Source organism: Salegentibacter tibetensis, from assembly GCF_020164485.1.
Lineage (GTDB): Bacteria > Bacteroidota > Bacteroidia > Flavobacteriales > Flavobacteriaceae > Salegentibacter > Salegentibacter tibetensis.
The window spans coordinates 48,500-71,697 of sequence record NZ_JAIQZA010000013.1 but is presented as its reverse complement, the minus strand read 5'-3'; the positions used below and the strand labels follow the sequence as shown (position 1 = coordinate 71,697).

Below are 23,198 nucleotides of genomic sequence, written 5' to 3'. Positions count from 1 at the left end.
TAAAAAAATGCGATGCATTCTTAAGCATTTCAGCTATTGCGGTAACATTTGGGGGATTTCATCTATAATCTCATCTACCCAATAGCGGTACATCAATGCACTGGGATGTAAACCATCTTCAGCAATAAGTGCTTCATCCCGGGCTGCTTCCCTTGAAATTGGAGTGATATTATAAAAATCTACTTCAAATTCAGTAGCTACCTGTCTAAAAACAGCATTAAATTCATCAATTTCCTCTCCAATGGTTTCCGCGTCTTCTTCTCCAAATGGAGTTGCGCCATAATCCGGAATACTCAATGCAAAAACTCCTTTTTCTCTGAGTTTTGAATGATTAAGCGCCAGTTTAAAGATTTCCCGCAATTCTTTTTCATAATCATTAATACTTTTTCCCTGATACTGATTATTAACCCCGATAAGAATAGAGACCAAATCAAATTTGCGGGTATAATTTAATTCAGCCCGCATGGCACTTAGAAGATTTCCCGTGGTCCACCCGGTTTCCGCAATAATCTTAGGGGGTGCAACTTTGTAGCCATCTTCATTTAAACGAGCCACCATTTGCACCGGCCAGCGTTCACTTTCAGCTACGCTTTCACCTATAGTATAAGAATCTCCAAGCGCGAGATAGCTATAATCCATACCCGATGGATTATCGGTTTCGGTAGTTCGGGTTATAGAATTAGAAGAACTACAGCCAATTAAAGAAAAGGCAAATAAAAGCAAGTATAAATTTTTCATTCAAAATCTGTTAAAGGGGATAAATAGTGTATTTTGCAGCAATTTAAAACTTTTACAGCATTTAGGATATGAAATTACACTACATTTTATTCTTTTTAAGTTCCGCCTTATTCGCCCAGGAAACTCCGGCAGAAACTTTTTGGAGTCAACTCCAGCAACATTGTGGAAAATCTTATGAAGGCAATATAACCGAGGGAATGGAAAATGATGATTTTGATGGTAAAAAGTTATTAATGCACATAAGATCCTGTGATGAGAACGAGATAAAAATTCCATTTTTTGTGGGAGAAAATAAATCAAGAACCTGGATCTTAAGGCTCAAAGAAGATAAAATTCAGCTTAAGCACGATCATCGCCAACCCGATGGAAATGAAGATAAAATCACTCAATATGGAGGAACATCTTCTAATACCGGCCTGGCAAGCATCCAGGTTTTTCCTGCAGATGAGGAAACGGCTGAACTTATTCCTGCAGCAGCAACCAACGTGTGGTGGATCACTTTGGATGAAGAAATATTTAGTTACAATCTAAAAAGAATAGGTTCTAAAAATAATTTTACGGTAGAGTTTGATCTCTCAAATCCGGTAGAGACTCCCGATGCTCCCTGGGGTTGGGAAGATGAGTAGATTCATATTTATTTTAAGGCTATACTAAATTCAGGTTAAAACTTGAAACAGAAATTTCTTTTTGAATTTTTTGTTTATCTTTTTTAATTGAATTAGGAAATCGAATATGGAATCTAACCAGAACAATAAAATTAGAAATAAAAAAACCAGCACTTCCACCCCCCCCGGAGATAAGGAAGAATCCAAAACTGCCGCGGGGCGATTCTTTTCTAATGTAGGTTATTCAATTTGGATTGCAGTTATGGTAATTGGCGGTGTAATTGCCTTTCTGGTCTCCTTGTTAGTATTATGAAGAGTCTTAAAACAGTATTTATTGTTTTTTGCCTCCTTTTCGTCGCTCTTCAACTACTTTATTATTTAGATCAACCACTACCCGATTTTATTAGATTCTACCTGGCAAATTTTCTTTGTATGCCAATCGTTTTGAGCATTTGTCTTTTTATAGTTCAGCATCTCAAAAAAGACAAAGCTTTACGCTTAAATCTTATTACAGTACTTTCCGTATTTGTAATGTATGCTATTTATTTTGAAATTATACTCCCTCCTTTACATTGGAGATATACCGCCGATATTATTGATGTATTACTTTATTTAATTGGAAGTTTTCTCTTTTATTTTCTGCAAAGGCTTCCTTGAGATTGTTTATAAAAAGAGACTGTCTAAAAAATTCTAACGCCGTCAAGCTGAGACCCGTGATAAAAAAATTACCTAGCGTAGGAAAATGACGTTTTCGAGCAAAGCGAGTTTTAAACTCCGTGTGTGAGTGTAGAAAATCAGCAGCGTTAATAATTTTTGAAGCCCTGGAAAAAATTTAGCTGCTGATTTGCAATTTTTTGGCCCTGTTGCCAAAAAAACACCTCCACATAGGACGCCTTTTTTTGTTTCGTTTTACCTGTATCCGACGAACGCAGTGAGAGGAATACACGCAAAAAATAAAAAAGGAAACTTCTAAATCAGGTAAGTTTCTTTTTGAATTATAAAAATATAAAAACAAACCTAATAACAGGGTATTAAAAATACGTCAATGGTAACTAGTTTCAGCTTCTAACATGTTAGATCCTGAAATAAATTCAGGATGACGAGATAAAAAATTTTTAGACAGCCTCAGTAAATTTATCAAGCTTATTCTTAATCCAAAAAGCCTTGTTTTTTCATCCACTCATCATTGAAAATCTTCCCCACATAACGACTCCCGTGATCGTGAAATAAAACCACTACCACATCATCTTTGGTGAAATGTTCTTTTAGCTGAAGTAAACCTTTTGCCGCAGCTCCAGCCGAATTTCCTAGGAAAAAGCCTTCTTCTTCTGCGAGTTTCCTGGTGTAAACCGCCGCGTCTTTATCGGTTACTTTGGTGAATCCGTCTATCACACTAAAATCTACATTTTTAGGCAGGATATCTTCTCCAATTCCTTCGGTAATATATGGATAGATCTCTTTTTCGTCAAATTCGCCTGTTTCGTGGTATTTTTTAAAAACAGAGCCATAAGTATCAATTCCCCAAACTTTAATATTGGGGTTTTTCTCTTTTAAATATTTCCCAACTCCAGAAATGGTTCCACCCGTGCCTACACCTACTACAAAGTGGGTTACTTTTCCGTCGGTTTGTTCCCAAATTTCAGGGCCGGTACTTTCATAATGAGCTTTGGTATTCGCTAAATTGTCATACTGATTCACATACCAGGAATTTGGAGTTTCATCAGCCATTCTTTTAGAAGTTGAATAGTAAGATCGGGGATCATCGGGAGCAACATCGGTTGGACAAACCACTACTTCGCAACCCACCGCCTTTAAAATATCTATTTTTTCCTTGCTCTGTTTATCTGAAAGCACGCAAACCATTTTGTAACCTTTTACAATTGCAACAAGCGCGAGACCCATCCCGGTATTTCCGGATGTTCCTTCAATAATAGTTCCGCCGGGTTTTAACTTCCCACTGGCTTCAGCTTCTTCCACCATTTTGACCGCCATACGATCTTTTACCGAATTTCCCGGATTAAAAGTTTCGTATTTAGCCAGTACCAGGGCATCAATTTCGCTGGTAATTTTATTCATTTTTACCATTGGGGTGTTCCCAATAGTGCCCAATATATTTTCTACGTAATCCATTGTCTTATTTTTGAAGTTGCAAAGGTAGAAATTTGAATCTATTTCAACATAAATACCAAAAACTCCTGATAAGGTATATTTTATTCAAACTTAATTGCTCTAGAAGGCGAAATCTTTGAAATTATTACTGACGGAATTATCAGCATCAGCATACATAAAATCAATGTTCCCAGGTTGACCGCCAGGATATAATCCCAGCTTAAATAAACCGGCACCTCGGTCACATAATAGGTTTCAGGATTTAATGGAATGAGTTTAAAATACTTCTGAAGCAATAAAATTCCCAATCCGATTAAATTCCCCCAGAAAAGTCCTTTAATAATAAGGTAACCTGCATTGTAAAGAAAAATCTTTCTAATACTCCAGTCGTTTCCGCCCAGGGCCTTTAAAATACCTATCATTTGCGTACGTTCCAAAATTAAAACCAGCAATGCGGTAATCATATTTATACCGGCTACCAGGATCATAATCCCAATTATGAGTGCGATATTAAAATCGAAAAGCGCAAGCCACTCAAAAATTGAATAGTACTTCTGATTAATGGTTTGAGTATCTAAAAACGAACCGGTGTTCTCATAAACTTCCTGGCCTTTTTTATCGATTTTCTTAAAATCATTCAGAAAAACCTCAAAATTCCCCACCTGGTTATCTTCCCAGCGATTAAGTCGTTGAATATGTCTAATATCGGCTAACAAATAAAGTTTATCAAACTCCATAAATCCGGAATCATATATGCCGGTGATCACAAAACCACGGGTTAAAGGCCTTTCGCTCCCTTCCCGTAGAAAATAGGTAGGCACTTTATCACCAACATTCAATTGCAACCTGTTCGCCAAATATGCTGAAATTAAAACCTCATCATTCAGTTTATCATCAAAATCAGGAAGTTTACCTTCAACTAAAAATTCTTCAAAATAACTCCAGTTGTAATCGGTTCCCACACCTTTCACCACAATTCCTTCAAAATCGGTTTCGGTTCTAATTATCCCAAATTTTGTAGCTACCGCCTGCACGTGGAAAATACCATCAACCGAATTAAATTCGGGGTAAAAATCCTGGTTTTTATCAACAGGGGTTAGCGTGACCTGGGAGCTGTTATTATCGTAGTTGGAAATATTGATATGCCCGTTAAAGGCCGCGATTTTATCTCTAATCTTTTCCTGCAAACCAAGGCCAGTGGCAAAAGAAACCAGCATCATGATCACCCCAATCGCAATTGCTGCAATCGCTATTTTTATTATAGGTGCAGAAATGCTACTTTTATGGCTCTTACCGCCAATGAGGCGTTTAACAACAAAAAATTCGAAATTCAAATTAACACGATGCTTAAAAGGTTATTCAAAAGTACATTTTTATTCGCTTTTATAGGTATTCTTTCCTGCGGAAACCAAAATAAGAAAGAGCAATCTTCAGAAGAAATTGCAGTAAATAATCAAAAGGAAACGGCGGTTAAAGAGATTATTCTGGCAGTCAATCGCACTGAAGCTTATCTCCCAATGCTAGAAGGCAAAAAAGTAGGCATTGTAGGAAACCAGACTTCAATCATGAAAAATAAAGATGGCGGATTTACCCACGTAGTAGATTCGTTACTTGCCTTAGATGTAAACCTGGTAAAAGGCTTTGCTCCCGAACATGGATTTCGCGGTACTGCTGATGCCGGTGAAGCTGTAGAAGATGGCAAAGATGCGCAAACCGGGTTGCCGGTAATTTCCCTATATGGCGACAATAAAAAACCGAAAGCAGCACAACTAAAAGATCTTGATGTATTGATTTTTGACTTACAGGATGTTGGAACACGGTTTTACACTTATATTTCTTCTCTACATTATGTAATGGAAGCCTGTGCCGAAAACAATGTGCAACTTATTGTTTTTGATCGCCCCAACCCAAACGGGCATTATATAGACGGCCCCATTCTAGAAACCGAATTTAAAAGTTTTGTAGGAATGCATCCCATTCCCACGGTCCACGGATTAACGATGGGGGAATACGCAAAAATGATCAATGGCGAAAAATGGTTAAAGGAAGGAATTCAATGTGATTTAAAAGTAATTGAAATGGAAAATTACGATCATTCTAAAGCTTACGATCTTCCGGTAAAGCCTTCGCCAAATTTGCCAAACGTTCAATCTATAAATTTGTATCCCAGCTTGTGTTTTTTTGAAGGAACCAATGTAAATGCCGGTCGTGGAACCAATAAACAATTCCAGGTTTTTGGCTCACCGTTTTTAAATAAAGATTATTTCAATTTCATTTATACCCCGGAATCTAAACCCGGAGCAAAAAGTCCAAAACATTTAGGAAAAGAATGTTATGGACGAGACCTTAGCGAAATAGACAGGCTAAATAAAATTAATTTAAAATGGTTAATTGAAGCCTATCAAAATACAGAAGATAAAGATAAATTCTTCAATGCTTTTTTCACAAAACTGGCAGGTACTAAAGAATTACAATCCCAAATAGAGGAAGGTCTATCTGCGGAAAAAATAAGGGAAAACTGGAAGCCGGGATTAGCAAAATTTTCAGAAAAACGAGAAAAATATTTATTATATTAAGGGAAAATTTTCCCTATGATCCAGTTAGAAACATCCAGCTTTTGGCTTTCGGCTTTTATGGTGGCATTAATTGTGCTTCCGGTACTGGCTTTTGCCAGTTTACTAAGGGAAAATTTAAAAGGTCGTCATCGGTTAATCTGGGTCCTTATCATAGTCTTTCTACCTTTCTTCGGACCTATATTATATTTCTTAATCATAAAGGAATATAAGAAAGTAAATCTTATAAAGAGAAAGTTGAGACATTACAGGCAACGGCCCTAGATTTTGACCCTGCGTTTCATCTCCTCTACGATATTATATGCAGCCGGGCAGATCGCGGTGTTTTTAATGGTGAGATTAGAAATTTTATGAAAATCCTTTCGGTCGGTGTGCGGAAATTCGCGGCAGGCTTTTGGGCGCACATCGTAAATTAAACAGTAATTATCTGCTGCTAAAAAAGTGCAGGGCACTTGCTGCAGCACATAATCATTATCCTCATCTATTCGCAAATACTGTTCAATAAACTGTTGTGGTTTTTGTTTTAAATGCTTGCTGATACGCTCTATATCTTTATTGGTAAAAAGCGGTCCGGTAGTTTTACAGCAATTTGCGCAATCCAGGCAATTAGTCCTGGAGAACTCGTCTTCGTGCATTTCCTGCATCTCACGGTCCAGATCTTTAGGCGGCTTTTTTCTAAGCCTCGCAAAATACTTTTTATTTTCCTTATGCTTATCTTTGGCCTTTTCAGGTAGATTTTTCAGGATTTCTTCCATTGGGCAAAGATATAAAACGAACCTACACCGCATAAATGAATCAGCAAACTTCAGTAAAAGACATTTTTGGAAAAGCGATTTCAACTTACTATCACGAAAAAGATATTACCGATATTCAGGTACATTCCCCCGATTTTGATGACGATGTAATCCCTGTTTCCTATTTATTCAGAAGTTATGCTGAAATGCCGCCTTTAGAGCAGAAAGCTTTGCAACTTGCTACAGGCCGGGTTTTAGATGTAGGCTGTGGCGCTGGAAGCCATTCACTTTATCTTCAGGAAAAGAAGAAACTTGAAGTTACTTCTATTGATACTTCAGAAGGAGCTGTAGAGGTTTCCCGTCTACGCGGAATTGAAGACGCCCGAAACATTAATTTTTTCGAATTAGAAGAAGAAAAATTAGATACTATATTAATGCTGATGAATGGCACCGGAATAATTGGAAAGCTCCATAACCTCGATAAATTTTTTAAAAAAATTAAAGAACTGCTAAATCCCGGCGGAAAACTGTTATTAGATTCTTCAGATTTAAGCTATTTATTTGATCGTGATGAAGATGGCGGAATCTGGATAGATTCTGAAGCTGCTTATTACGGAGAACTGGAATTTAAGGTGAGTTATAAAGGCGAAAGTTCTGACTTTTTTGACTGGCTCTACATAGATTTTCAAACCTTAAAATTTGCCGCTGAAACCAATAATTTTAGCTGCAAACGCATAAAAGAAGGGGAGCATTTCGATTATTTAGCTGAATTACAAGCTTTGAAATAATAAATTTATATTTTTACAAAAAATCGCTTTTTATGGTCAAATATAAATACGCACTCCTCATATTCCTTATTTCGGTATTTAGTGTTTCGTGTTCCTCAGAAAATGAAGAAGATAATGTAGAGCCCGGTATAGACAAAACAGCCAATTTACAGGGACTTGGCGACTCAGCAGAGGATCTTTTAAGCGATGTGAGCTTCACATCAATGAATATCGAAATAGTTTATGTTAATGGTTATGCACCCAACGAAGCAGCCCTGGCCAATTTTAAAAATTTTCTGGAAGAACGCACTTTTAAACCCGATGGTATTAATATTAGCCTAAGAGCGGTTTCACCTTCGGGTAAAACCGAATTTTCTATAGAAGATATTGTGGAAATAGAAAAAGAAACCCGAACCATTTATAACGCGGGAGATGAAATTGCAGTTTATATTTATATAGCTGATGGAAGCAGTGAAAAAGATGAAGATAATAAGTTCACCTTAGGTTCAGCATTTAGAAATACATCTATGGTTATTTACGCAAAAACTATACAGGATTTTGCTGCAAGACCCAATGCACCAAGTGAAAGCGATATTGAAGCCGCAGTTTTAAACCACGAATTTGGGCATTTATTTGGCCTGGTAGATATTGGCATTGAACCACAATCTGACCATAAAGATGAAGATAACGCAGGGCATTGCAATATTGAGGATTGCCTGATGCGTGCTTCAATTGAATTTGGAAGCGGAATTATTGATGAAATTGAAGGTGGCCGCGTACCTGCCTTAGGCTCACATTGCATCAGAGACCTGCAAGCCGCCGGGGGAAGATAGTTCTCTAAAGTACAAGGTTTGAAGTACGGGGTACGAAATTTCAAATCGTAATAACCCAATATCAGGTTAGAAGAATCTGTTGTTTTTTGGACGTCATTCTAATCAAGTCGGAAGAATCTGTCTGGTTGTTTTTTAATACGTCAATGGTAATTTATTTCAGGATCTAACCTATTGTTACAACTCCAAACGACTTAGAAGCTGAAACTAGTTCAGCTTGACGTTAAAAAGACATTTCTCTTAACCACTTCATCCTCTAATTCGCTACATCACTGATAAATTTAATTCTATAGAGCCGAAGTTCTTCATCGTCGTAATCGCCGTCAAATTCTTCAATAGCCTCATCTATTTTATCGGTTTCAGCTTCCAGAAAATACTCGTGAATTTCCTCCTGCTGGTCATCGTCTAAAATATCATCGATCCAATAATCTATATTTAATTTAGTTCCGCTGTAAACAATCGCTTCCATTTCCTTTATAAATTCCTTCATCTCCATTCCTTTGGCAGAAGCAATATCATCTAAAGGCAATTTTCGGTCTACATTCTGGATGATATATAATTTTAAAGCCGAATTGGCCCCGGTAGATTTTACTACCAGGTCATCTGGCCTTACAATTTCATTTTCTTCAACATAACGCTGAATAAGCTCTATAAACTCTTTTCCAAACTTTTTGGCCTTATTCTCCCCTACCCCAAAAATATTAGTGAGCTCTTCAATGCTTATAGGGTATTTGATAGCCATATCTTCCAGTGAAGGATCCTGAAATACCACAAAAGGTGGAACTTCATTTTTTACAGCCACTTTTTTCCTAAGATCTTTCAGCATCTTCACCAGCGTTTTATCTATACCACCGCCTCCAGATTGACTTGCAGTAGGAACAGCTTCAGTAGTACTGTCAAAAATATGATCTTCGGTCATCATAAACGATTCAGGATTTTTAAGAAAATCCTCTCCATTAGAGGTTAGTTTTATAACACCGTAAGTTTCAATATCTTTTTTTAGTAAACCGGCAACCAGGGCCTGTCTAATTAAAGCCATCCAGTATTTCCCATCCCGGTCTTTACCTTTTCCAAAGAGCGGATGGGCATCGGTTTTATGTGATAAAATAACCGCGTTAGATTTACCGATAAGCGTTTTCACCACCTCTTTAGACTTATAAAGCTGCTTGGTTTCCTTTATGGTTTTTAAAAGCAATTCTACCTCCTCTCCGGCCTCGTGTTGTTTTTTAGGATACCTTACATTATCATCCATTGAAGCTCCTTCTCCATTTACCCCGTCAAATTCTTCTCCAAAATAGTGAAGGATGAATTTTCTTCGGGAAATAGAAGTTTCAGCATAAGCCACTACTTCCTGCAACAGCGCGTGCCCAATCTCCTGTTCGGCCACGGGCTTGCCACTCATAAATTTCTCGAGCTTTTCAATATCTTTATAGGAATAAAAAGCAAGGCAATGGCCTTCTCCACCATCCCTGCCGGCACGACCGGTTTCCTGGTAATAACTTTCTATACTTTTTGGAATATCATGGTGAATTACAAACCGAACATCGGGCTTGTCTATTCCCATCCCAAAAGCGATAGTCGCCACCACCACGTCAATTTCTTCCATAAGAAACTGGTCCTGGTGTTTACTTCGGGTTTTAGCATCCAGCCCTGCGTGGTAAGGCACGGCATTTACTCCGTTTACCTGCAGCGTTTGCGCGAGTTCTTCAACCTTCTTTCTACTTAAACAATAGATAATCCCAGATTTACCATGATTTTGTTTTATAAAACGAATAATATCAGCATTTACATTCTTTGTTTTTGGACGTACCTCGTAATATAAATTCGGTCGGTTAAAACTCGCTTTAAATGTATTTGCATCGGGAATTCCGAGATTCTTTAAAATATCTTCCTGAACTTTTGGAGTGGCCGTGGCTGTAAGCGCTATAATAGGAATATTATCTCCAATCCGCTTAATAATGCTTCTCAAATTACGGTATTCCGGTCTAAAATCGTGGCCCCATTCACTAATACAATGTGCCTCATCTATAGCCAGGAAAGAGATTTTTTGCTGCTTTAAAAACTCAACATGATCTTCTTTGGTTAGTGATTCGGGCGCTACATAAAGCAACTTGGTCACACCATTGGTGATATCTTCTTTTACCTGCCTAACTTCGGTTTTATTCAATGAGGAATTGAGCACATGGGCTACCCCGTGCTCTTCGGAAATACTACGTATAGCATCTACCTGGTTTTTCATTAAAGCGATAAGGGGCGATACCACAATTGCGGTTCCTTCTTCAATCAACGCAGGGAGTTGGTAACATAGGGATTTCCCTCCTCCGGTAGGCATTACCACAAAGGAATTGTTCTTATTCACAATACTGGTAATCACCTCTTCCTGAAGCCCTTTGAACTGGCTAAAGCCAAAGTACTTCTTAAGTTGTTGGTGTAAATCAATTTCCGTCAAACTCATTCAATTGTGTTACAATTTTACATACATTTGCATAACTAAAGATACATATTTCTTTAAACTCACAATCCTTAATTTTATCTAAATTTGAAACTGAAGGAAAAAATTCTTACTGCAGCAAAAGAAACGATTTCCATTGAGGCCAAAGCAATTGCAAACCTGGAAAATTTTATCGATAGTGAGTTTGCTGAAGCCGTAGAAAAAATTTATAAAGCTAAAGGAAGGGTAATTGTAACCGGTATTGGAAAAAGTGCTGTGATTGCCACAAAAATAGTAGCTACACTAAATTCTACGGGTACACCCGCAATTTTTATGCATGCTGCAGATGCTATTCACGGCGATCTTGGAACCATACAAAAAGATGATGTAGTAATATGTATTTCCAAAAGTGGAAATAGTCCCGAGATTAAAGTATTGGTGCCTTACATAAAAGATTTTAAAAATCTGCTTGTCGGAATTACAGCCGATAAAGAATCCTTCCTGGGGAAGGAATCTGATTATGTATTGAATTCTTATGTTGAAAAAGAAGCCTGTCCCAATAATCTTGCGCCTACAACCAGTACTACCGCGCAAATGGTAATGGGAGATGCTTTAGCAATTTGCCTTTTAAAACTTAAAGGCTTTTCCCGAAAGGATTTCGCAAAATATCATCCCGGTGGCTCTCTGGGCAAAAAGTTATATTTAAGGGTAAGCGATATCACCGCTCAAAACATGAAACCGCAAGTTGCTCCGGAAACTTCGGTTACCGATGCGATTATAGAAATTTCAGAAAAAATGCTTGGAGTAACAGCAGTAATTGAAAATGATAAGATCATAGGTATAATCACCGATGGAGATATTAGGCGAATGCTTAAAAATAATACCGAATTTAAAGATCTTACTGCACGGGATATTATGAGCGCAACGCCAAAAACTATAGACCAGGACTCCCTGGCGGTAGATGCTCTGGAAATGCTGGAAGAAAACAAAATTTCGCAATTACTGGCACTGAAAAACCAAGCCTATGCGGGTGTCGTACATATCCATAACCTAATTAGAGAAGGAATTTTATAATGAAGCAAATTGGCACCCCTGAACCAGAGATGTCCTTTTTGGACCACTTAGAAGATTTAAGATGGCACCTAATAAGGTCGGTTGTCGCAATAGTTGTTGCCGGGTCTATCGCTTTTCTTTTAAAGGGATTTATCTTTGACGTTTTACTTTTCGGCCCCAGTAGAGGCGATTTTTTCTCCTACGATATGCTGTGCCGAATTTCCACTTCGCTTGGTCTGGACGCCGGATTTTGTTTTGACGAAATGCCTTTTAGAATTCAAAGTAGAACTATGGGCGGGCAATTTTCTGCACACGTCTGGACATCCATAACAGCTGGTTTTATTATCGCATTCCCATATGTGATTTATCAGTTTTGGCTGTTTGTGGCTCCTGCAATGCACGATAATGAACGGCAACACGCCAAAGGATTCATATTTATAACTTCCTTATTGTTTTTTATTGGAGTGATTTTTGGATACTACGTGGTAACACCATTATCAATTAATTTCCTCGGAAAATACCAGGTTAGTGAAGCCGTTTTTAACGATTTTGACCTGAGTAGTTATATTGGCCTGGTTAGGGCTTCAGTCCTTGCCAGCGGACTTATTTTTGAATTACCCATCGTAATTTATTTCCTTACCAGGGTTGGTGTCGTAACTCCGCAATTCCTGAAGAAATACCGAAAATACGCATTGGTTATTGTACTGATTCTTTCAGCTATAATCACACCACCCGATATTGTTAGCCAGATAATTGTGGCAATTCCGGTACTGATACTTTATGAGGTAAGTATTTTTATTTCAAAAGTAATCTACAAACAAGAACAAAGAAAATTAAATAAAAGATAGCTATGATTGATAAAGTTGACGAATTCAATGCTTACCGTCAGCAGATGAACGATAAGATCCTGGGCGAGAACAATAAAGTGCTCAAAAGGATATTTAATTTAGATACCAATGCCTTTACAGAGGGCGCTGTAGACAAAAAAACCAAAGAATTACTTGGCCTTGTTGCCTCGCTGGTTTTACGTTGTGACGATTGTGTAAAATACCATTTAGAATCCAGTTATAAAGAAGGATTAACCCGGGAACAGGTTATGGAAACTTTAAGTATTGGTACTTTAATAGGCGGAACAATTGTTATTCCTCATCTTAGGAGAGCTCACGAATACTGGGAAGCTTTAGAGAATGCCAGCAATTAACAGGCTGGCATAAAAAATGTAACTTAGCTCTAAAATGCTTTTTGAATGAAATTACGCGCCGAGAATTTAGTTAAAGCCTACAAAGGAAAAGAAGTTGTAAAAGGGATCTCCCTGGAAGTTAACCAGGGAGAGATCGTTGGTTTACTGGGCCCAAACGGTGCCGGCAAAACCACTTCTTTTTATATGATCGTGGGACTTATAAAACCAAATTCCGGAAAAATTGTTTTAGACCAGGTTAATATCACCAAATACCCTATGTATAAGAGGGCTCAACACGGAATTGGATATCTTGCGCAGGAAGCTTCTGTTTTCAGGAAACTCAGTATTGAAGACAATATTATGAGCGTGCTGGAACTTACCGATCTTTCTAAAGAGGAACGCCACCATAAAATGGAGACCCTTATCGAAGAATTTGGATTAAGCCATATTCGGAAAAACCGCGGTGATCTTTTAAGTGGTGGAGAGCGACGGCGTACAGAAATTGCCCGTGCCCTGGCCACCGACCCTAATTTTATACTTCTTGATGAACCTTTTGCGGGAGTAGACCCGGTTGCGGTAGAGGATATTCAAAGAATTGTTGCGCAGTTAAAGGACAAGAATATCGGAATTCTTATTACCGATCATAACGTGCAGGAAACCCTCGCTATTACCGACAGAACTTACCTGATGTTTGAAGGAAGTATCCTAAAACATGGCCAACCCGAGGAACTCGCCGAAGACCAAATGGTGAGAAAAGTTTACCTGGGCCAGAATTTTGAGTTAAGAAAAAAGAAATTGTTTAAATAGAAATTAGAACTTACTCTAATACTCGCACTACTTAAATCCTGCAATTATCGTAACTTTTGAAAGGGAAGCATGAGATTACGTCATGCTGAGACCCGTGATAAAGAAGCTTTATCTAACGGAGGGAAATGACGTTTCGAGCATAGCGAGTTTTAAACTCCGTGTGTGAGTGTAGCAAATCAGCAGCGTTAATAATTTTTGAAAGCTTGTCCTGAGTGGAGTCGAAGGGCCCTGGAAAAAATTTAGCTGCTGATTTGCGATTTTTTGGCCTTGTTGCCAAAAAAACACCTCCACATAGGGCGCACTTTTTTGTTTCGTTTTTTGGGCGAGCAAAAAATGAAAAAGGAAACTTCCAAACCAGGTAAGTTGCTTTTTGAATTATAAAAAAACAAACCTAAATATCAGGGTTTTAAAAATACGTCAATGGTAACTTGTTTCAGCATCTAACATGAAAGTATTTAAGCTCATCTTAGACCCCCGATAAAAATCGGGGCAGGCTCTGAAACCAGTTCAGGGTGACGATTTAACTTAAGTTTACAATAATTTGTAAAAGGTAATAGTTACTCTAAACTACCACCTAAAAATTCTTTTCAGAAACCTGTGAGGTTTTTTCATTGAGTTCCCATTTCAAAAAATTCATCAAATTATTATAAGAATAACGCATATTGAATTTCATCATTTTTTTACTTTTTTCGTATATTAGACTATGCCAGAGATCAGTAGATTTTATGGAATAGTTATTTACATGTTCTTCAATGATCATAACCCACCTCATTTTCATGTGAATTATCAGGGATATGATGCTATAATCGAAACAGAGAATGGTATGGTAACGGGACAGCTTCCGAGAAGAGCGCTAAAAATGATTTATGAGTGGCTTGATTTACATAAAAATGAACTTATGGAAAACTGGACAAAGATGACGTTAAGAAAACCACTTTCTAAAATAGAACCACTGGATTAAAAATGAAAACAATTCGAGTAATAGCAGCGGAATATCTCGAAGACTATAAAATTAAAGTGAAATTTAATGATGGTCTGGAAAAGAAAATTGATCTGGAGAAAGAACTCTATGGGGAAATCTTTGAACCCTTAAAAGATATAGACTATTTCAGGAAATTCAACTTAAATCACTTTACCATAGAATGGCCGAATGGCGCCGACTTTGCTCCTGAATTCCTATATGATTACAAAAAGGAATTAGTTTAGCCGAATTTAAATTTCCGCATAAAACTTCGAGCTTAGGAAAAAAATTGTTTAAGTAATTACTAAACCTCACAGGTTTCAAAAACCTGTGAGGTTTGTGTTTATCACGCCTCCTCCTTCTTCGGAAAAACTACCGATAAAATTACATAGCTTAAAATAATAAGCGGTACAGCTACAAACTGAAACACCAGGATTAGCACCAGACATAAAAGCAAAAAGAAATACCTCAGCTTATTATCGGCAAAACCCCAATTTGAAAATTTTAAGGCAAAAAGTTTTATTTCGGCGTTCAGCAAGTAACAGCTTAATATTGTTATCGCGATTAAAAACCATTCATTTAATATTAGACCGGTGATAAAACTATCGGGCTGAAAAGTCAGAATTAACGGAAAACTCAGAATTAAAATTGCATTTGCCGGGGTAGGAACGCCTATAAAAGAATCGGTTTGGCGATCATCTACATTGAATTTTGCCAGTCTGTATGCCGAGGCCAGGCAAATTAGCAAACCAATTAAGGCAAGCGGGTTGAAATTCCAGTCCCACCAAAGGGGATTAACCTCCCAGCCGGTATTCTCTACCCCCGAACTTCCGGGCAGGGCGTTATCCAGCAACTGATACATCACAATCCCGGGAACCACACCGCTGGTTACCACATCGGCCAGGGAATCGAGCTGCAAACCTATCTCGCTGGATACTTTCAGACTTCTGGCAGCCAGTCCATCAAAAAAATCGAAGAAAATTCCGGCGGCTACAAAAATTGCAGCCATAATGAGACTTCCCTGCACCGCAAAGATTACCGCGATGGTTCCGCAAAGAAGATTTAAAAGCGTGATTAAATTCGGAATATGTCTTTTTATACTCATAGGTTGGATTTCTGAAATACTAAACTAATCAATTACCGCTTGTTTCTACAAGTTTTTTTCTCGATAATCGAGATTTAGACACACAGCAGTGATGCCTCGAAATTAAAATATAATGGCTTTAGTTTAATCTGGCAATGATATTATAGGTTAAACACAGATTATTGAGAACGTCATGCTGAACTCGTTTCAGCATCTAACATGAAAGTATTTCAGTTCAACTTAGACCCCCGATAAAAATCGGGGCAGGCACTGAAACAAGTTACCATTGACGTATTTTTAAAACCCTGATATTTAGGCTTGTTTTTTATATTTTTATAATTCAAAAAGAAACTTGACTGGTTTGGAAGTTTCCTTTTCATTTTTTGCTCGCCCAAAAAACGAAACAAAAAAAGGCGTCCTATGTGGAGGTGTTTTTTTGGCAACAAGGCCAAAAAATCGCAAATCAGCAGCTAAATTTTTTCCAGGGCTTCAAAAATTTTTAACGCTGCTGATTTGCTACACTCACACACGGAGTTTAAAACTCGCTATGCTCGAAACGTCATTTACCTACGCTAGATAAAATTTTTTATCACGGGTCTCAGGGTGACGATTTAATTTGAGATAAGAATAAATCTTAAAATGCAATAGCTACTCTAAACTAGAACTAATATAATTTCTAGACTCTTTAACTATAAAACCCGGTTTTTTGTTTCAGGCATAAATAATTACAAAAGCTTTAACTTCAAAGAAATTGATGAAATTCCATTAAAAAATAATAGTTTGCTATTTTTGAACAGAATTTCCTGAGTATGAAAAACCTTCTCTACGCAATTTCAAGTGGACTGTTACTGGCACTTGCCTGGCCAACTTATGGCTTCCCTTTACTTTTATTTTTTGCTTTTGTTCCCCTACTCTATGCGGAATTTAAAATAAGAAATTCTAAAAAGAAGTATATAAAATGGAAGATTTTCGGGCTGGCTTATTTAAGTTTTTTCCTCTGGAATCTCATCACGACTTACTGGCTCTATTTTTCTACTGCTTTTGGCGGCGCATTTGCCGTGCTGGTAAACTCCCTGCTTATGGCACTGGTATTTTTGCTGTATCATATTGTAGCAAAACGTACCGGATTTAGTGCGGCATCCGCCTTTTTGATCAGTATCTGGATGGTTTTTGAAAAACTGCACCTTGCCTGGGAATTTTCCTGGCCCTGGTTAAACCTGGGGAATGCTTTTTCTGAATTTCAAAACTGGGTGCAGTGGTATGAATATACAGGCACTTTTGGCGGCACACTTTGGATTTGGCTTGTCAACATCGCTTGTTTTAAAGCCATATTGCTTTACAGGGAATTCAAAGACAAAACTTTAATTTACCGCGGAATCTTTAAAATGGGATTACTGATTTTAATTCCGATAGGGACTTCTTACATCATTCTAAGCCAGGTAGAGGAAAAAGGAGAGACTATGGAAGTGATGATCCTGCAGCCAAATATTAATCCGTATACCGAAAAATACAATACCACCGATACCCGGATTGGGGAATTACTGCTGAAATTAAGTGAAGAGAAGGTCAGTGAAAACACCAAACTTATTGTAGCTCCCGAGACCGTTTTTGCGGATGGTACGGTGTTGCCAAATTTTGAAAAATCTGAAGCCGCTTTCTTCGCAAGGCAATTAATCAATCGCTATCCCCAAACGAATTTCCTTAGTGGAATTTCGTTTTACGAAAGATTTCAGGATCCGGACAAAGTGCGGGAACAAAGCAATCAGTTAGGTCCCAACGACTGGTATGACGATTATAATTCGGCTTTTTTAATGAATTCTGAAGACATTCCGCAGCTTTACCATAAATCTAAACTCGTGGTGGGCGTGGAGAATTTTCCATACCAGGAAATCCTAAAACCTATTTTAGGAGATGTTATGATAGATCTTGGCGGCACCGTAGCGATGAAAACCACGCAGGAAGACCGGGAAGCTTTTGTCTTAAATAACAATTCGGCTACAGGTCCTATAATATGCTATGAATCTGTCTATGGAGAATACGTAACCGGTTATGTAGAAAACGGCGCCGATTTTCTTAGTATTATCACCAATGACGCCTGGTGGGATGACACTCAGGGCCACCAGCAACATCTCAGTTATGCGAAATTACGCGCTATAGAAACCCGTCGCGATATAGTGCGAAGTGCCAATACAGGTATTTCAGCATTCATCAATCAAAAAGGAGAAGTTACCAAAAGTCTGGCTTATGAAAAGCAAGGCAGTATCAAAGCTGATATTCACCTGAATTCAGAGAAAACTTTCTATGTGCAATACGGAGATTATTTAGCGAGAGTCGCACAATTTCTGGCTTTGTTTATTTTCTTATTTGCTGTGGTGAAATATAAGCGAAACAGGCCCTCTTAAATATTTTCTATAGAGCTGCAAAAGGTAAATTAACAAAAAATGTCACGTCGAGCGCAGTCGAGACGTTTATGTTTAACCCTCCGGCCTGGTCTGTTTTGAGCAAAGTCTAAAGGTTAAGGAAACAACCAGTAATTTTTAACTGCCAACTGCTATTGCCCACTGCAAACTGAAAACTGCCAACTGAACTATTGCCCTCGGAAGAAAATGACGGTACTTAAGGTTTTCAGAATAATATTCAGGTCTAGAAAGATGCCGCGGTGTTTTATATAATAGAGATCATACTGAAGTTTTACCAGGCTATCAGTATGGCCATTTCCATAATCGGCTTTAACCTGCGCCCAGCCGGTTAGTCCCGGTTTTACCACGTGCCGGGTTTCGTAAAAGGGGATCATTTCCGATAATTCACTAACAAAAACAGGTCTTTCCGGCCTTGGTCCTATCAGGCTCATTTCACCTTTTAATACATTATAAAACTGAGGAATTTCATCTATTCGGGACCTTCTTAAAAATTTTCCGAAGCGAGTAGTTCGCAGGTCATTCTTTTCGGCATATTGAGGGCCGTTTGGTTCAGCATCTTTCACCATGGTTCTCAATTTTAAGATCCTGAAGGCCTCTCCAAATTTGCCAATTCTTTCCTGCCGGTAAAAAAGAGTCCCCCGGTTTCCAAGGAAATTGGCGACTAAAATGAGAGGTAGGATCAAAACCAAAAAAGCCATTCCTATTAAAGCGATAACAACATCGAATATTCTAAAGAAAATTTGGTAAAATTTATTTTTGTTGCTTCGACTAAACGGAAAATACCTGTAGAAATCCTTATCTACGTGTTGCACGGGGATCCGCTGGGTAACCTCCTCGTAAACCTGGTTATAATCCTTAATAGGGAAGCCGGCTTTCAGTAAATAACTAAGTTGATTATATAAAGGCAACATTAAACCCTTCTTGTATCCGCTGGCCACCACAATTTCGTTGATATGATGTTCTTTTATAGCCTCCCTGAGATCCCCCACCTCAAACCTTATTAAGTTGTCTTCGGTAATTTCTGACTGGATCCTGTCTTCAGTTTTAATATAACCCACCACCATATAATTAGGATCAGATTTCTGAAGATCGGAACTTATAAGATTTATGTCAAAAGAATTCCCTACCACCAGAACACGCTTATAAAATCGCGGGGAAGAAATTAAAGTAATATAGATAAATCGCCACAAAAGCAATGGAATCAAAATAGCAAGAAAGAAAAAGAGAATTTGCAAGCGATTTTCAGGAAGACTGGGGGTTAATATAGGGGTAAGCATATAGAACAAAACCGTAGCCCCGGAGCTTAATATCGAATTTTGTAAAACACTGTCAAAATTGGAAGCCTTTTGAAGATCGTAAAGTTCAAAAATACTGGAAAAAAGGTTAAAATACAGGAGTAATACCAGCGTCCAATGCCAGTTTTGAGAATCTATTCTAAAATAATCAAATTTAAAGATAATCCCTATCAGGCTAAGGCAGGTTAGGATACACAAAGAATCTAACAAACGCAACAATATCTTACGCTCAGAGATTTCAAAATGTAGAAGTGGCCGTTGTGTCATAGGTTACCTACTTACGGGTTAAAGATAGAATTTTTTTGATTTATTCAATTTTTAATAGAGGAAAATACGGGTGGGTTTTCAAATTGGAGGTAAGATTCACGAGACAAGATTCAAGACTAAAAATATTCGTGGATTCATGCCCTTTCAGTTTACAGTGAGCAGTCCCGGTTTGCAGTAAAATAAAAACTAAAAACAGCCGATTCAAATAAAAAGAAACAAGAGACAAGAATCAAGAGAAAAGACTAAAAAAATTCGTGGATTCGTAGCGAAAACCTTTGTTGAAAAAGTCTTTAGTCATTAGCCGGTAGTTATTTTTTTATAGATTTAACGTCTAACAACTAAAGACTATCGACTAAAGTTATTCGTGGATTCATGGCTTTTCAGTTTACAGTGCGCAGTCCCGGTTTGCAGTAAAATAAAAAGAGACAAGAATCAAGAGAAAAGACTAAAAGAATTCGTGAATTTGTGGCTTTCTGGTTTACTATGTGCAATCCCAGTTGGAAGTAAGAAAAACTATAGGCGGCCTATTCAAAGTAAAAGCTCCTCACCTTTTTTCAAGGGGAGCCCGCCTGAATGACGCAGTCGGGCAGGGTGGATTTTCGTTTGCAAAACGAAAAGACGGAGGGGTTCTTTTTTGTTAGTTCGTGAGTTGGGAGTTCGTTAATTCATTAATTTGATAATATGGAATCGGGGCCATTAGACGGTAGTCATTTGTTTAATACTTCTAACGACTAACTGCTTGTATTTCCTCAAATACTTCTTTAAAATGAGGTTACAAAAAAACCGTCATTGGATGGAGGAACGACTGAAGCAATCTGTTCAAGTCCAAAAAACTTTCTGAGCAAAGATTATCACACTTTTGCTTAGTCGGTAGACCTTAGTCTTTAGACGGTAGCTTGATCTAACGGGTTTTAGCAAAGTAAAAGCTCCTCACCTTTTTTCAAGGGGAGGTGGATTTTCGTTTGTAAAACGAAAAGACGGAGGGGTTCTTTTCTGTTAATTCGTGAGTTGGGAGTTCGTTAATTCGTTAATATGGATTAGACGGTATTCATTTGTAAAATAGGCTCTAACATCTACTAAACTCTTCATTCTTCAAACTGATATTACGAAAAAATCGTCATTGGAGGAACGACTGAAGCAATCTGTTTAAATCCGAAAACTTTCTGAGCAAAGATTACCACGCTCGTGCTTAGTCGGTAGATATTAATCTTTAGACAGTAGCTTGATCTAACCGGCCTATTCAAAGTAAAAGCTCCTCACCTTTTTTTAAGGGGAGGTGGATTTTCGTTTGCAAAACGAAAAGACGGAGGGGTTCTTTTCTGTTAATTCGTGAGTTGGGAGTTCGTTAATTCGTTAATATGGATTAGACGGTAATCATTTGTAAAATAAGCTCTAACATCTACTAAACTCTTCATTGCGAAGAAGGAACGACTGAAGCAATCTGTTCAAGTCCAAAAAACTTTCTGAGCAAAGATTATCACACTTTTGTTTAGTCGGTAGACCTTAGTCTTTAAACGGTAGCTTGATCTAACGGGTCTTAGCAAAGTAAAAGCTCCTCACCTTTTTTCAAGGGGAGGTGGATTTTCGTTTGCAAAACGAAAAGACGGAGGGGTTCTTTTTTGTGAATTCGATAATTGTAAAAATTATTAATACTTCAAAAAAAAAACCAAAACAGAGAAATGATAACTGATAACCAGAAACAGGAATCAAAAGATTACCATGCTCCTTAGTCGTAATGAAGAGTAGAGACGAGAGGTAATCGTACTAGATTTTAGGGTGATATTAATTTAGATCATGTTAGATCCTGAAACAAGTTCAGGATGACGGTTTAAAAAAAATCTCAACTTTTAAAATCATGATTTTATCCTTCAGGCGGGCTCCCCTTTGAAAGGTGAGAAGCTTTTAAAATTGTCAGCCTCAGAAAGGCGATATATTTATAGTGAAAAATAAGTGTTAGAGGAGAAGAGCTCCAGAGGAGCGGAATTGAATTAAAAAACCGGGGTTAATTTCACAAGGATGAGCCAAGGGCCACGAATACACTAATATTTTTTATGTTTTTCCTTGAAATGGAAAAACCCCTCCGACTTTTGCGCAGTAGAGTGAATCAAATTCTTGTTAAACAGATCTTCGTCAAGCTGAACTTGGTTCAGCTTCTAACATGTAATTACTTTATAACAGCTTAGATCCCCGATAAAAGATCGGGACAGGCTCTGAAATAAATTCAGGATGACGCCTTATTATCTTTTCAGACACGCTCCTTTTGTCAAACAGAAGCCAGAGGAACGGCTTATTAAAACTTCAATCAGAAAGCAAAATGTTTTTCCAGTCCTGCTTTACCAGTTCCCAATCGTATTTTTCTGCCTGGTCACGGGCATTTTGGCTTAGATTTTCAGCTGAATCCGGGTGTTGGAGTAAATGTTTTAGGGCAGCTAGCATTGTACCACTATCATCCGGCGGTACCAGCAAGCCGGTTTTTTTATGCTGAAGTAAATAAGGAATTCCCCCAACATTGGTGGAAACGACTGGTAATCCCAAAGCCATGGCTTCAATTAAACTTACCGGGGTGTTATCTACATTGGTAGTATTGAGAAAAATATCATAGTCTTTTGAAAGCTCGATCCATTCAGATTTTGTAAGTTTCCCGGTGAATTTGACCGGTAACTTATTTTTCTTAGCGTAATTCACACATTCTTCAAAAGACTTATCCTTTTCGGGACCGACCATACATAGTTCAGCTTCGGGATATTCCTTTAATAGCGCTTCCAAAAGCTTTAAGGCGAGCATTGGATTATAAATTTCAGCAAAAGCACGTACCCAAAGCAATTTTGGCTTTAAAGCCCTTCTGGATTTAATTGGATAATTTCTCAGGAAAATGGAATTTGGAATATACTTAAGATTAATATATCCTGCTTTTTGAAATACTTCAAATAGGTAACGCGAAGGCGCAATATTCAGTTTTGCTTTTTTAAATAAAGAAGCTGATAATTGTGGGTTCTTTTTTAACCGATCCGGGAGATCACCACCGTGAAGCAGGAGTATATAATCCAACTTCAATTGATTGCAAAGTTCTGCCGTAAGTACGGCATACCAAAAATTTCGGGTGCTGTAAGTGTCTATAAGCACCAAATCTGCCCAGGATTTATTTATAATTATAGCCTTCAGCATCTCAGATAACCTCAACACCTGACTTTTCTTCGAGGAAGAAGTTTTTACTTCAAAACCTTCTTGTCTAAATAAGGGAGCTAATCGATCTATAGATGTGGGTGCGCCGCCCCTTGATTCCAGTTTATTGCCAATATAAAGCAGGTTTTTCATCTGTTTATAATTTTTATCTCAAAAAGGGA

At 37.9% G+C, this 23,198-nt stretch carries 21 protein-coding genes; 13 read left to right on the top strand and 8 right to left on the bottom strand.

Going from position 1 to position 23,198, the window contains the following annotated elements; all coding sequences use genetic code 11:
- Positions 1 to 33 precede the first annotated feature (33 nt).
- Positions 34 to 738 carry an SGNH/GDSL hydrolase family protein gene (locus tag LB467_RS08800; RefSeq protein ID WP_224473671.1) on the bottom strand — a complete coding sequence of 235 codons (705 nt, stop codon included), beginning with the start codon at positions 736 to 738 and terminating at the stop codon, positions 34 to 36.
- Positions 739 to 806: 68 nt separating this feature from the next.
- Between LB467_RS08800 and LB467_RS08795 the strand changes: the two genes are divergently transcribed.
- Together LB467_RS08795 and LB467_RS08790 are read left to right on the top strand one after the other, a co-directional pair.
- Complete coding sequence (locus LB467_RS08795) at positions 807 to 1,364, top strand: hypothetical protein (protein ID WP_224473670.1); 558 nt, start codon at positions 807 to 809, stop codon at positions 1,362 to 1,364.
- Positions 1,365 to 1,470: 106 nt separating this feature from the next.
- A complete protein-coding gene (locus LB467_RS08790; protein ID WP_224473669.1) occupies positions 1,471 to 1,656 on the top strand; it encodes a hypothetical protein in 186 nt (61 codons plus the stop codon).
- Between the two features lie 836 nt (positions 1,657 to 2,492).
- Here the strand turns inward: LB467_RS08790 and LB467_RS08785 are convergent.
- Together LB467_RS08785 and LB467_RS08780 are read right to left on the bottom strand one after the other, a co-directional pair.
- Positions 2,493 to 3,473 (bottom strand): PLP-dependent cysteine synthase family protein, encoded by a 981-nt coding sequence (locus LB467_RS08785; RefSeq protein ID WP_224473668.1) that lies wholly within the window; start codon positions 3,471 to 3,473, stop codon positions 2,493 to 2,495.
- 80 nt (positions 3,474 to 3,553) lie between these two features.
- A complete protein-coding gene (locus LB467_RS08780) occupies positions 3,554 to 4,786 on the bottom strand; it encodes an ABC transporter permease (RefSeq protein ID WP_224473667.1) in 1,233 nt (410 codons plus the stop codon).
- A gap of 9 nt (positions 4,787 to 4,795) precedes the next feature.
- Between LB467_RS08780 and LB467_RS08775 the strand changes: the two genes are divergently transcribed.
- Both LB467_RS08775 and LB467_RS08770 read left to right on the top strand, forming a co-directional pair.
- Positions 4,796 to 6,028, top strand: a complete 1,233-nt coding sequence (locus LB467_RS08775; RefSeq protein WP_224473666.1) for an exo-beta-N-acetylmuramidase NamZ family protein — start codon at positions 4,796 to 4,798, stop codon at positions 6,026 to 6,028.
- A 15-nt stretch (positions 6,029 to 6,043) separates the two neighbouring features.
- Positions 6,044 to 6,289: a PLD nuclease N-terminal domain-containing protein gene (locus tag LB467_RS08770; RefSeq protein ID WP_224473665.1), complete on the top strand. Its 246-nt coding sequence runs from the start codon at positions 6,044 to 6,046 to the stop codon at positions 6,287 to 6,289.
- On the opposite strand, the gene LB467_RS08765 is transcribed toward LB467_RS08770, so the two are convergent.
- Positions 6,286 to 6,780 carry a YkgJ family cysteine cluster protein gene (locus LB467_RS08765; RefSeq protein WP_224473664.1) on the bottom strand — a complete coding sequence of 165 codons (495 nt, stop codon included), beginning with the start codon at positions 6,778 to 6,780 and terminating at the stop codon, positions 6,286 to 6,288. The genes LB467_RS08770 and LB467_RS08765 overlap by 4 nt on opposite strands.
- A 35-nt stretch (positions 6,781 to 6,815) precedes the next feature.
- Between LB467_RS08765 and LB467_RS08760 the strand changes: the two genes are divergently transcribed.
- Positions 6,816 to 7,547: a class I SAM-dependent methyltransferase gene (locus LB467_RS08760; RefSeq protein ID WP_224473663.1), complete on the top strand. Its 732-nt coding sequence runs from the start codon at positions 6,816 to 6,818 to the stop codon at positions 7,545 to 7,547.
- A 32-nt stretch (positions 7,548 to 7,579) separates the two neighbouring features.
- Positions 7,580 to 8,359 carry a hypothetical protein gene (locus tag LB467_RS08755; protein ID WP_224473662.1) on the top strand — a complete coding sequence of 260 codons (780 nt, stop codon included), beginning with the start codon at positions 7,580 to 7,582 and terminating at the stop codon, positions 8,357 to 8,359.
- 253 nt (positions 8,360 to 8,612) lie between these two features.
- Here the strand turns inward: LB467_RS08755 and recQ are convergent, their stop codons facing one another.
- A complete protein-coding gene (gene recQ / locus LB467_RS08750; protein ID WP_224473661.1) occupies positions 8,613 to 10,811 on the bottom strand; it encodes a DNA helicase RecQ in 2,199 nt (732 codons plus the stop codon).
- An 84-nt stretch (positions 10,812 to 10,895) separates the two neighbouring features.
- Here recQ and LB467_RS08745 point away from each other — a divergent pair, with 84 nt between their 5' ends.
- The 6 genes from LB467_RS08745 to LB467_RS08720 all read left to right on the top strand — a co-directional run bounded on the left by LB467_RS08745 (position 10,896) and on the right by LB467_RS08720 (position 15,033).
- On the top strand, positions 10,896 to 11,861 hold the full coding sequence (locus LB467_RS08745) for a KpsF/GutQ family sugar-phosphate isomerase (RefSeq protein ID WP_224473660.1): 966 nt from the start codon (positions 10,896 to 10,898) through the stop codon (positions 11,859 to 11,861).
- On the top strand, positions 11,861 to 12,688 hold the full coding sequence (gene tatC / locus LB467_RS08740; RefSeq protein WP_224473659.1) for a twin-arginine translocase subunit TatC: 828 nt from the start codon (positions 11,861 to 11,863) through the stop codon (positions 12,686 to 12,688). The genes LB467_RS08745 and tatC overlap by 1 nt, the downstream gene beginning before the upstream one ends.
- Before the next feature lie 2 nt (positions 12,689 to 12,690).
- Complete coding sequence (locus LB467_RS08735) at positions 12,691 to 13,041, top strand: carboxymuconolactone decarboxylase family protein (protein WP_224473658.1); 351 nt, start codon at positions 12,691 to 12,693, stop codon at positions 13,039 to 13,041.
- A gap of 45 nt (positions 13,042 to 13,086) precedes the next feature.
- Positions 13,087 to 13,827, top strand: coding sequence for an LPS export ABC transporter ATP-binding protein (gene lptB / locus LB467_RS08730; protein ID WP_224473657.1), 741 nt, complete (start codon positions 13,087 to 13,089; stop codon positions 13,825 to 13,827).
- A 703-nt stretch (positions 13,828 to 14,530) separates the two neighbouring features.
- Positions 14,531 to 14,788: a DUF4160 domain-containing protein gene (locus tag LB467_RS08725; RefSeq protein ID WP_224473656.1), complete on the top strand. Its 258-nt coding sequence runs from the start codon at positions 14,531 to 14,533 to the stop codon at positions 14,786 to 14,788.
- A gap of 2 nt (positions 14,789 to 14,790) precedes the next feature.
- Complete coding sequence (locus LB467_RS08720; protein ID WP_224473655.1) at positions 14,791 to 15,033, top strand: DUF2442 domain-containing protein; 243 nt, start codon at positions 14,791 to 14,793, stop codon at positions 15,031 to 15,033.
- Positions 15,034 to 15,134: 101 nt separating this feature from the next.
- Here the strand turns inward: LB467_RS08720 and LB467_RS08715 are convergent, their stop codons facing one another.
- Positions 15,135 to 15,893, bottom strand: a complete 759-nt coding sequence (locus LB467_RS08715; RefSeq protein ID WP_224473654.1) for a CDP-alcohol phosphatidyltransferase family protein — start codon at positions 15,891 to 15,893, stop codon at positions 15,135 to 15,137.
- Between the two features lie 788 nt (positions 15,894 to 16,681).
- Between LB467_RS08715 and lnt the strand changes: the two genes are divergently transcribed.
- A complete protein-coding gene (gene lnt / locus LB467_RS08710; protein WP_224473653.1) occupies positions 16,682 to 18,274 on the top strand; it encodes an apolipoprotein N-acyltransferase in 1,593 nt (530 codons plus the stop codon).
- 185 nt (positions 18,275 to 18,459) lie between these two features.
- Here the strand turns inward: lnt and LB467_RS08705 are convergent, their stop codons facing one another.
- Positions 18,460 to 19,854, bottom strand: coding sequence for an exopolysaccharide biosynthesis polyprenyl glycosylphosphotransferase (locus LB467_RS08705; protein ID WP_224473652.1), 1,395 nt, complete (start codon positions 19,852 to 19,854; stop codon positions 18,460 to 18,462).
- Between the two features lie 2,298 nt (positions 19,855 to 22,152).
- Positions 22,153 to 23,169 carry a glycosyltransferase family 4 protein gene (locus tag LB467_RS08700; protein WP_224473651.1) on the bottom strand — a complete coding sequence of 339 codons (1,017 nt, stop codon included), beginning with the start codon at positions 23,167 to 23,169 and terminating at the stop codon, positions 22,153 to 22,155.
- Between the last annotated feature and the right edge of the window lie 29 nt (positions 23,170 to 23,198).

What these genes read in the sequence shown, in the direction of transcription:
- LB467_RS08800 (WP_224473671.1), bottom strand. Translation starts at nt 738, where the DNA reads ATGAAAAATTTATACTTGCTTTTATTTGCCTTTTCTTTAATTGGCTGT.
- LB467_RS08795 (WP_224473670.1), top strand. Translation starts at nt 807, where the DNA reads ATGAAATTACACTACATTTTATTCTTTTTAAGTTCCGCCTTATTCGCC.
- LB467_RS08790 (WP_224473669.1), top strand. Translation starts at nt 1,471, where the DNA reads ATGGAATCTAACCAGAACAATAAAATTAGAAATAAAAAAACCAGCACT.
- LB467_RS08785 (WP_224473668.1), bottom strand. Translation starts at nt 3,473, where the DNA reads ATGGATTACGTAGAAAATATATTGGGCACTATTGGGAACACCCCAATG.
- LB467_RS08775 (WP_224473666.1), top strand. Translation starts at nt 4,796, where the DNA reads ATGCTTAAAAGGTTATTCAAAAGTACATTTTTATTCGCTTTTATAGGT.
- LB467_RS08770 (WP_224473665.1), top strand. Translation starts at nt 6,044, where the DNA reads ATGATCCAGTTAGAAACATCCAGCTTTTGGCTTTCGGCTTTTATGGTG.
- LB467_RS08765 (WP_224473664.1), bottom strand. Translation starts at nt 6,780, where the DNA reads ATGGAAGAAATCCTGAAAAATCTACCTGAAAAGGCCAAAGATAAGCAT.
- LB467_RS08760 (WP_224473663.1), top strand. Translation starts at nt 6,816, where the DNA reads ATGAATCAGCAAACTTCAGTAAAAGACATTTTTGGAAAAGCGATTTCA.
- LB467_RS08755 (WP_224473662.1), top strand. Translation starts at nt 7,580, where the DNA reads ATGGTCAAATATAAATACGCACTCCTCATATTCCTTATTTCGGTATTT.
- recQ (WP_224473661.1), bottom strand. Translation starts at nt 10,811, where the DNA reads ATGAGTTTGACGGAAATTGATTTACACCAACAACTTAAGAAGTACTTT.
- tatC (WP_224473659.1), top strand. Translation starts at nt 11,861, where the DNA reads ATGAAGCAAATTGGCACCCCTGAACCAGAGATGTCCTTTTTGGACCAC.
- LB467_RS08735 (WP_224473658.1), top strand. Translation starts at nt 12,691, where the DNA reads ATGATTGATAAAGTTGACGAATTCAATGCTTACCGTCAGCAGATGAAC.
- lptB (WP_224473657.1), top strand. Translation starts at nt 13,087, where the DNA reads ATGAAATTACGCGCCGAGAATTTAGTTAAAGCCTACAAAGGAAAAGAA.
- LB467_RS08725 (WP_224473656.1), top strand. Translation starts at nt 14,531, where the DNA reads ATGCCAGAGATCAGTAGATTTTATGGAATAGTTATTTACATGTTCTTC.
- LB467_RS08720 (WP_224473655.1), top strand. Translation starts at nt 14,791, where the DNA reads ATGAAAACAATTCGAGTAATAGCAGCGGAATATCTCGAAGACTATAAA.
- LB467_RS08715 (WP_224473654.1), bottom strand. Translation starts at nt 15,893, where the DNA reads ATGAGTATAAAAAGACATATTCCGAATTTAATCACGCTTTTAAATCTT.
- lnt (WP_224473653.1), top strand. Translation starts at nt 16,682, where the DNA reads ATGAAAAACCTTCTCTACGCAATTTCAAGTGGACTGTTACTGGCACTT.
- LB467_RS08705 (WP_224473652.1), bottom strand. Translation starts at nt 19,854, where the DNA reads ATGACACAACGGCCACTTCTACATTTTGAAATCTCTGAGCGTAAGATA.
- LB467_RS08700 (WP_224473651.1), bottom strand. Translation starts at nt 23,169, where the DNA reads ATGAAAAACCTGCTTTATATTGGCAATAAACTGGAATCAAGGGGCGGC.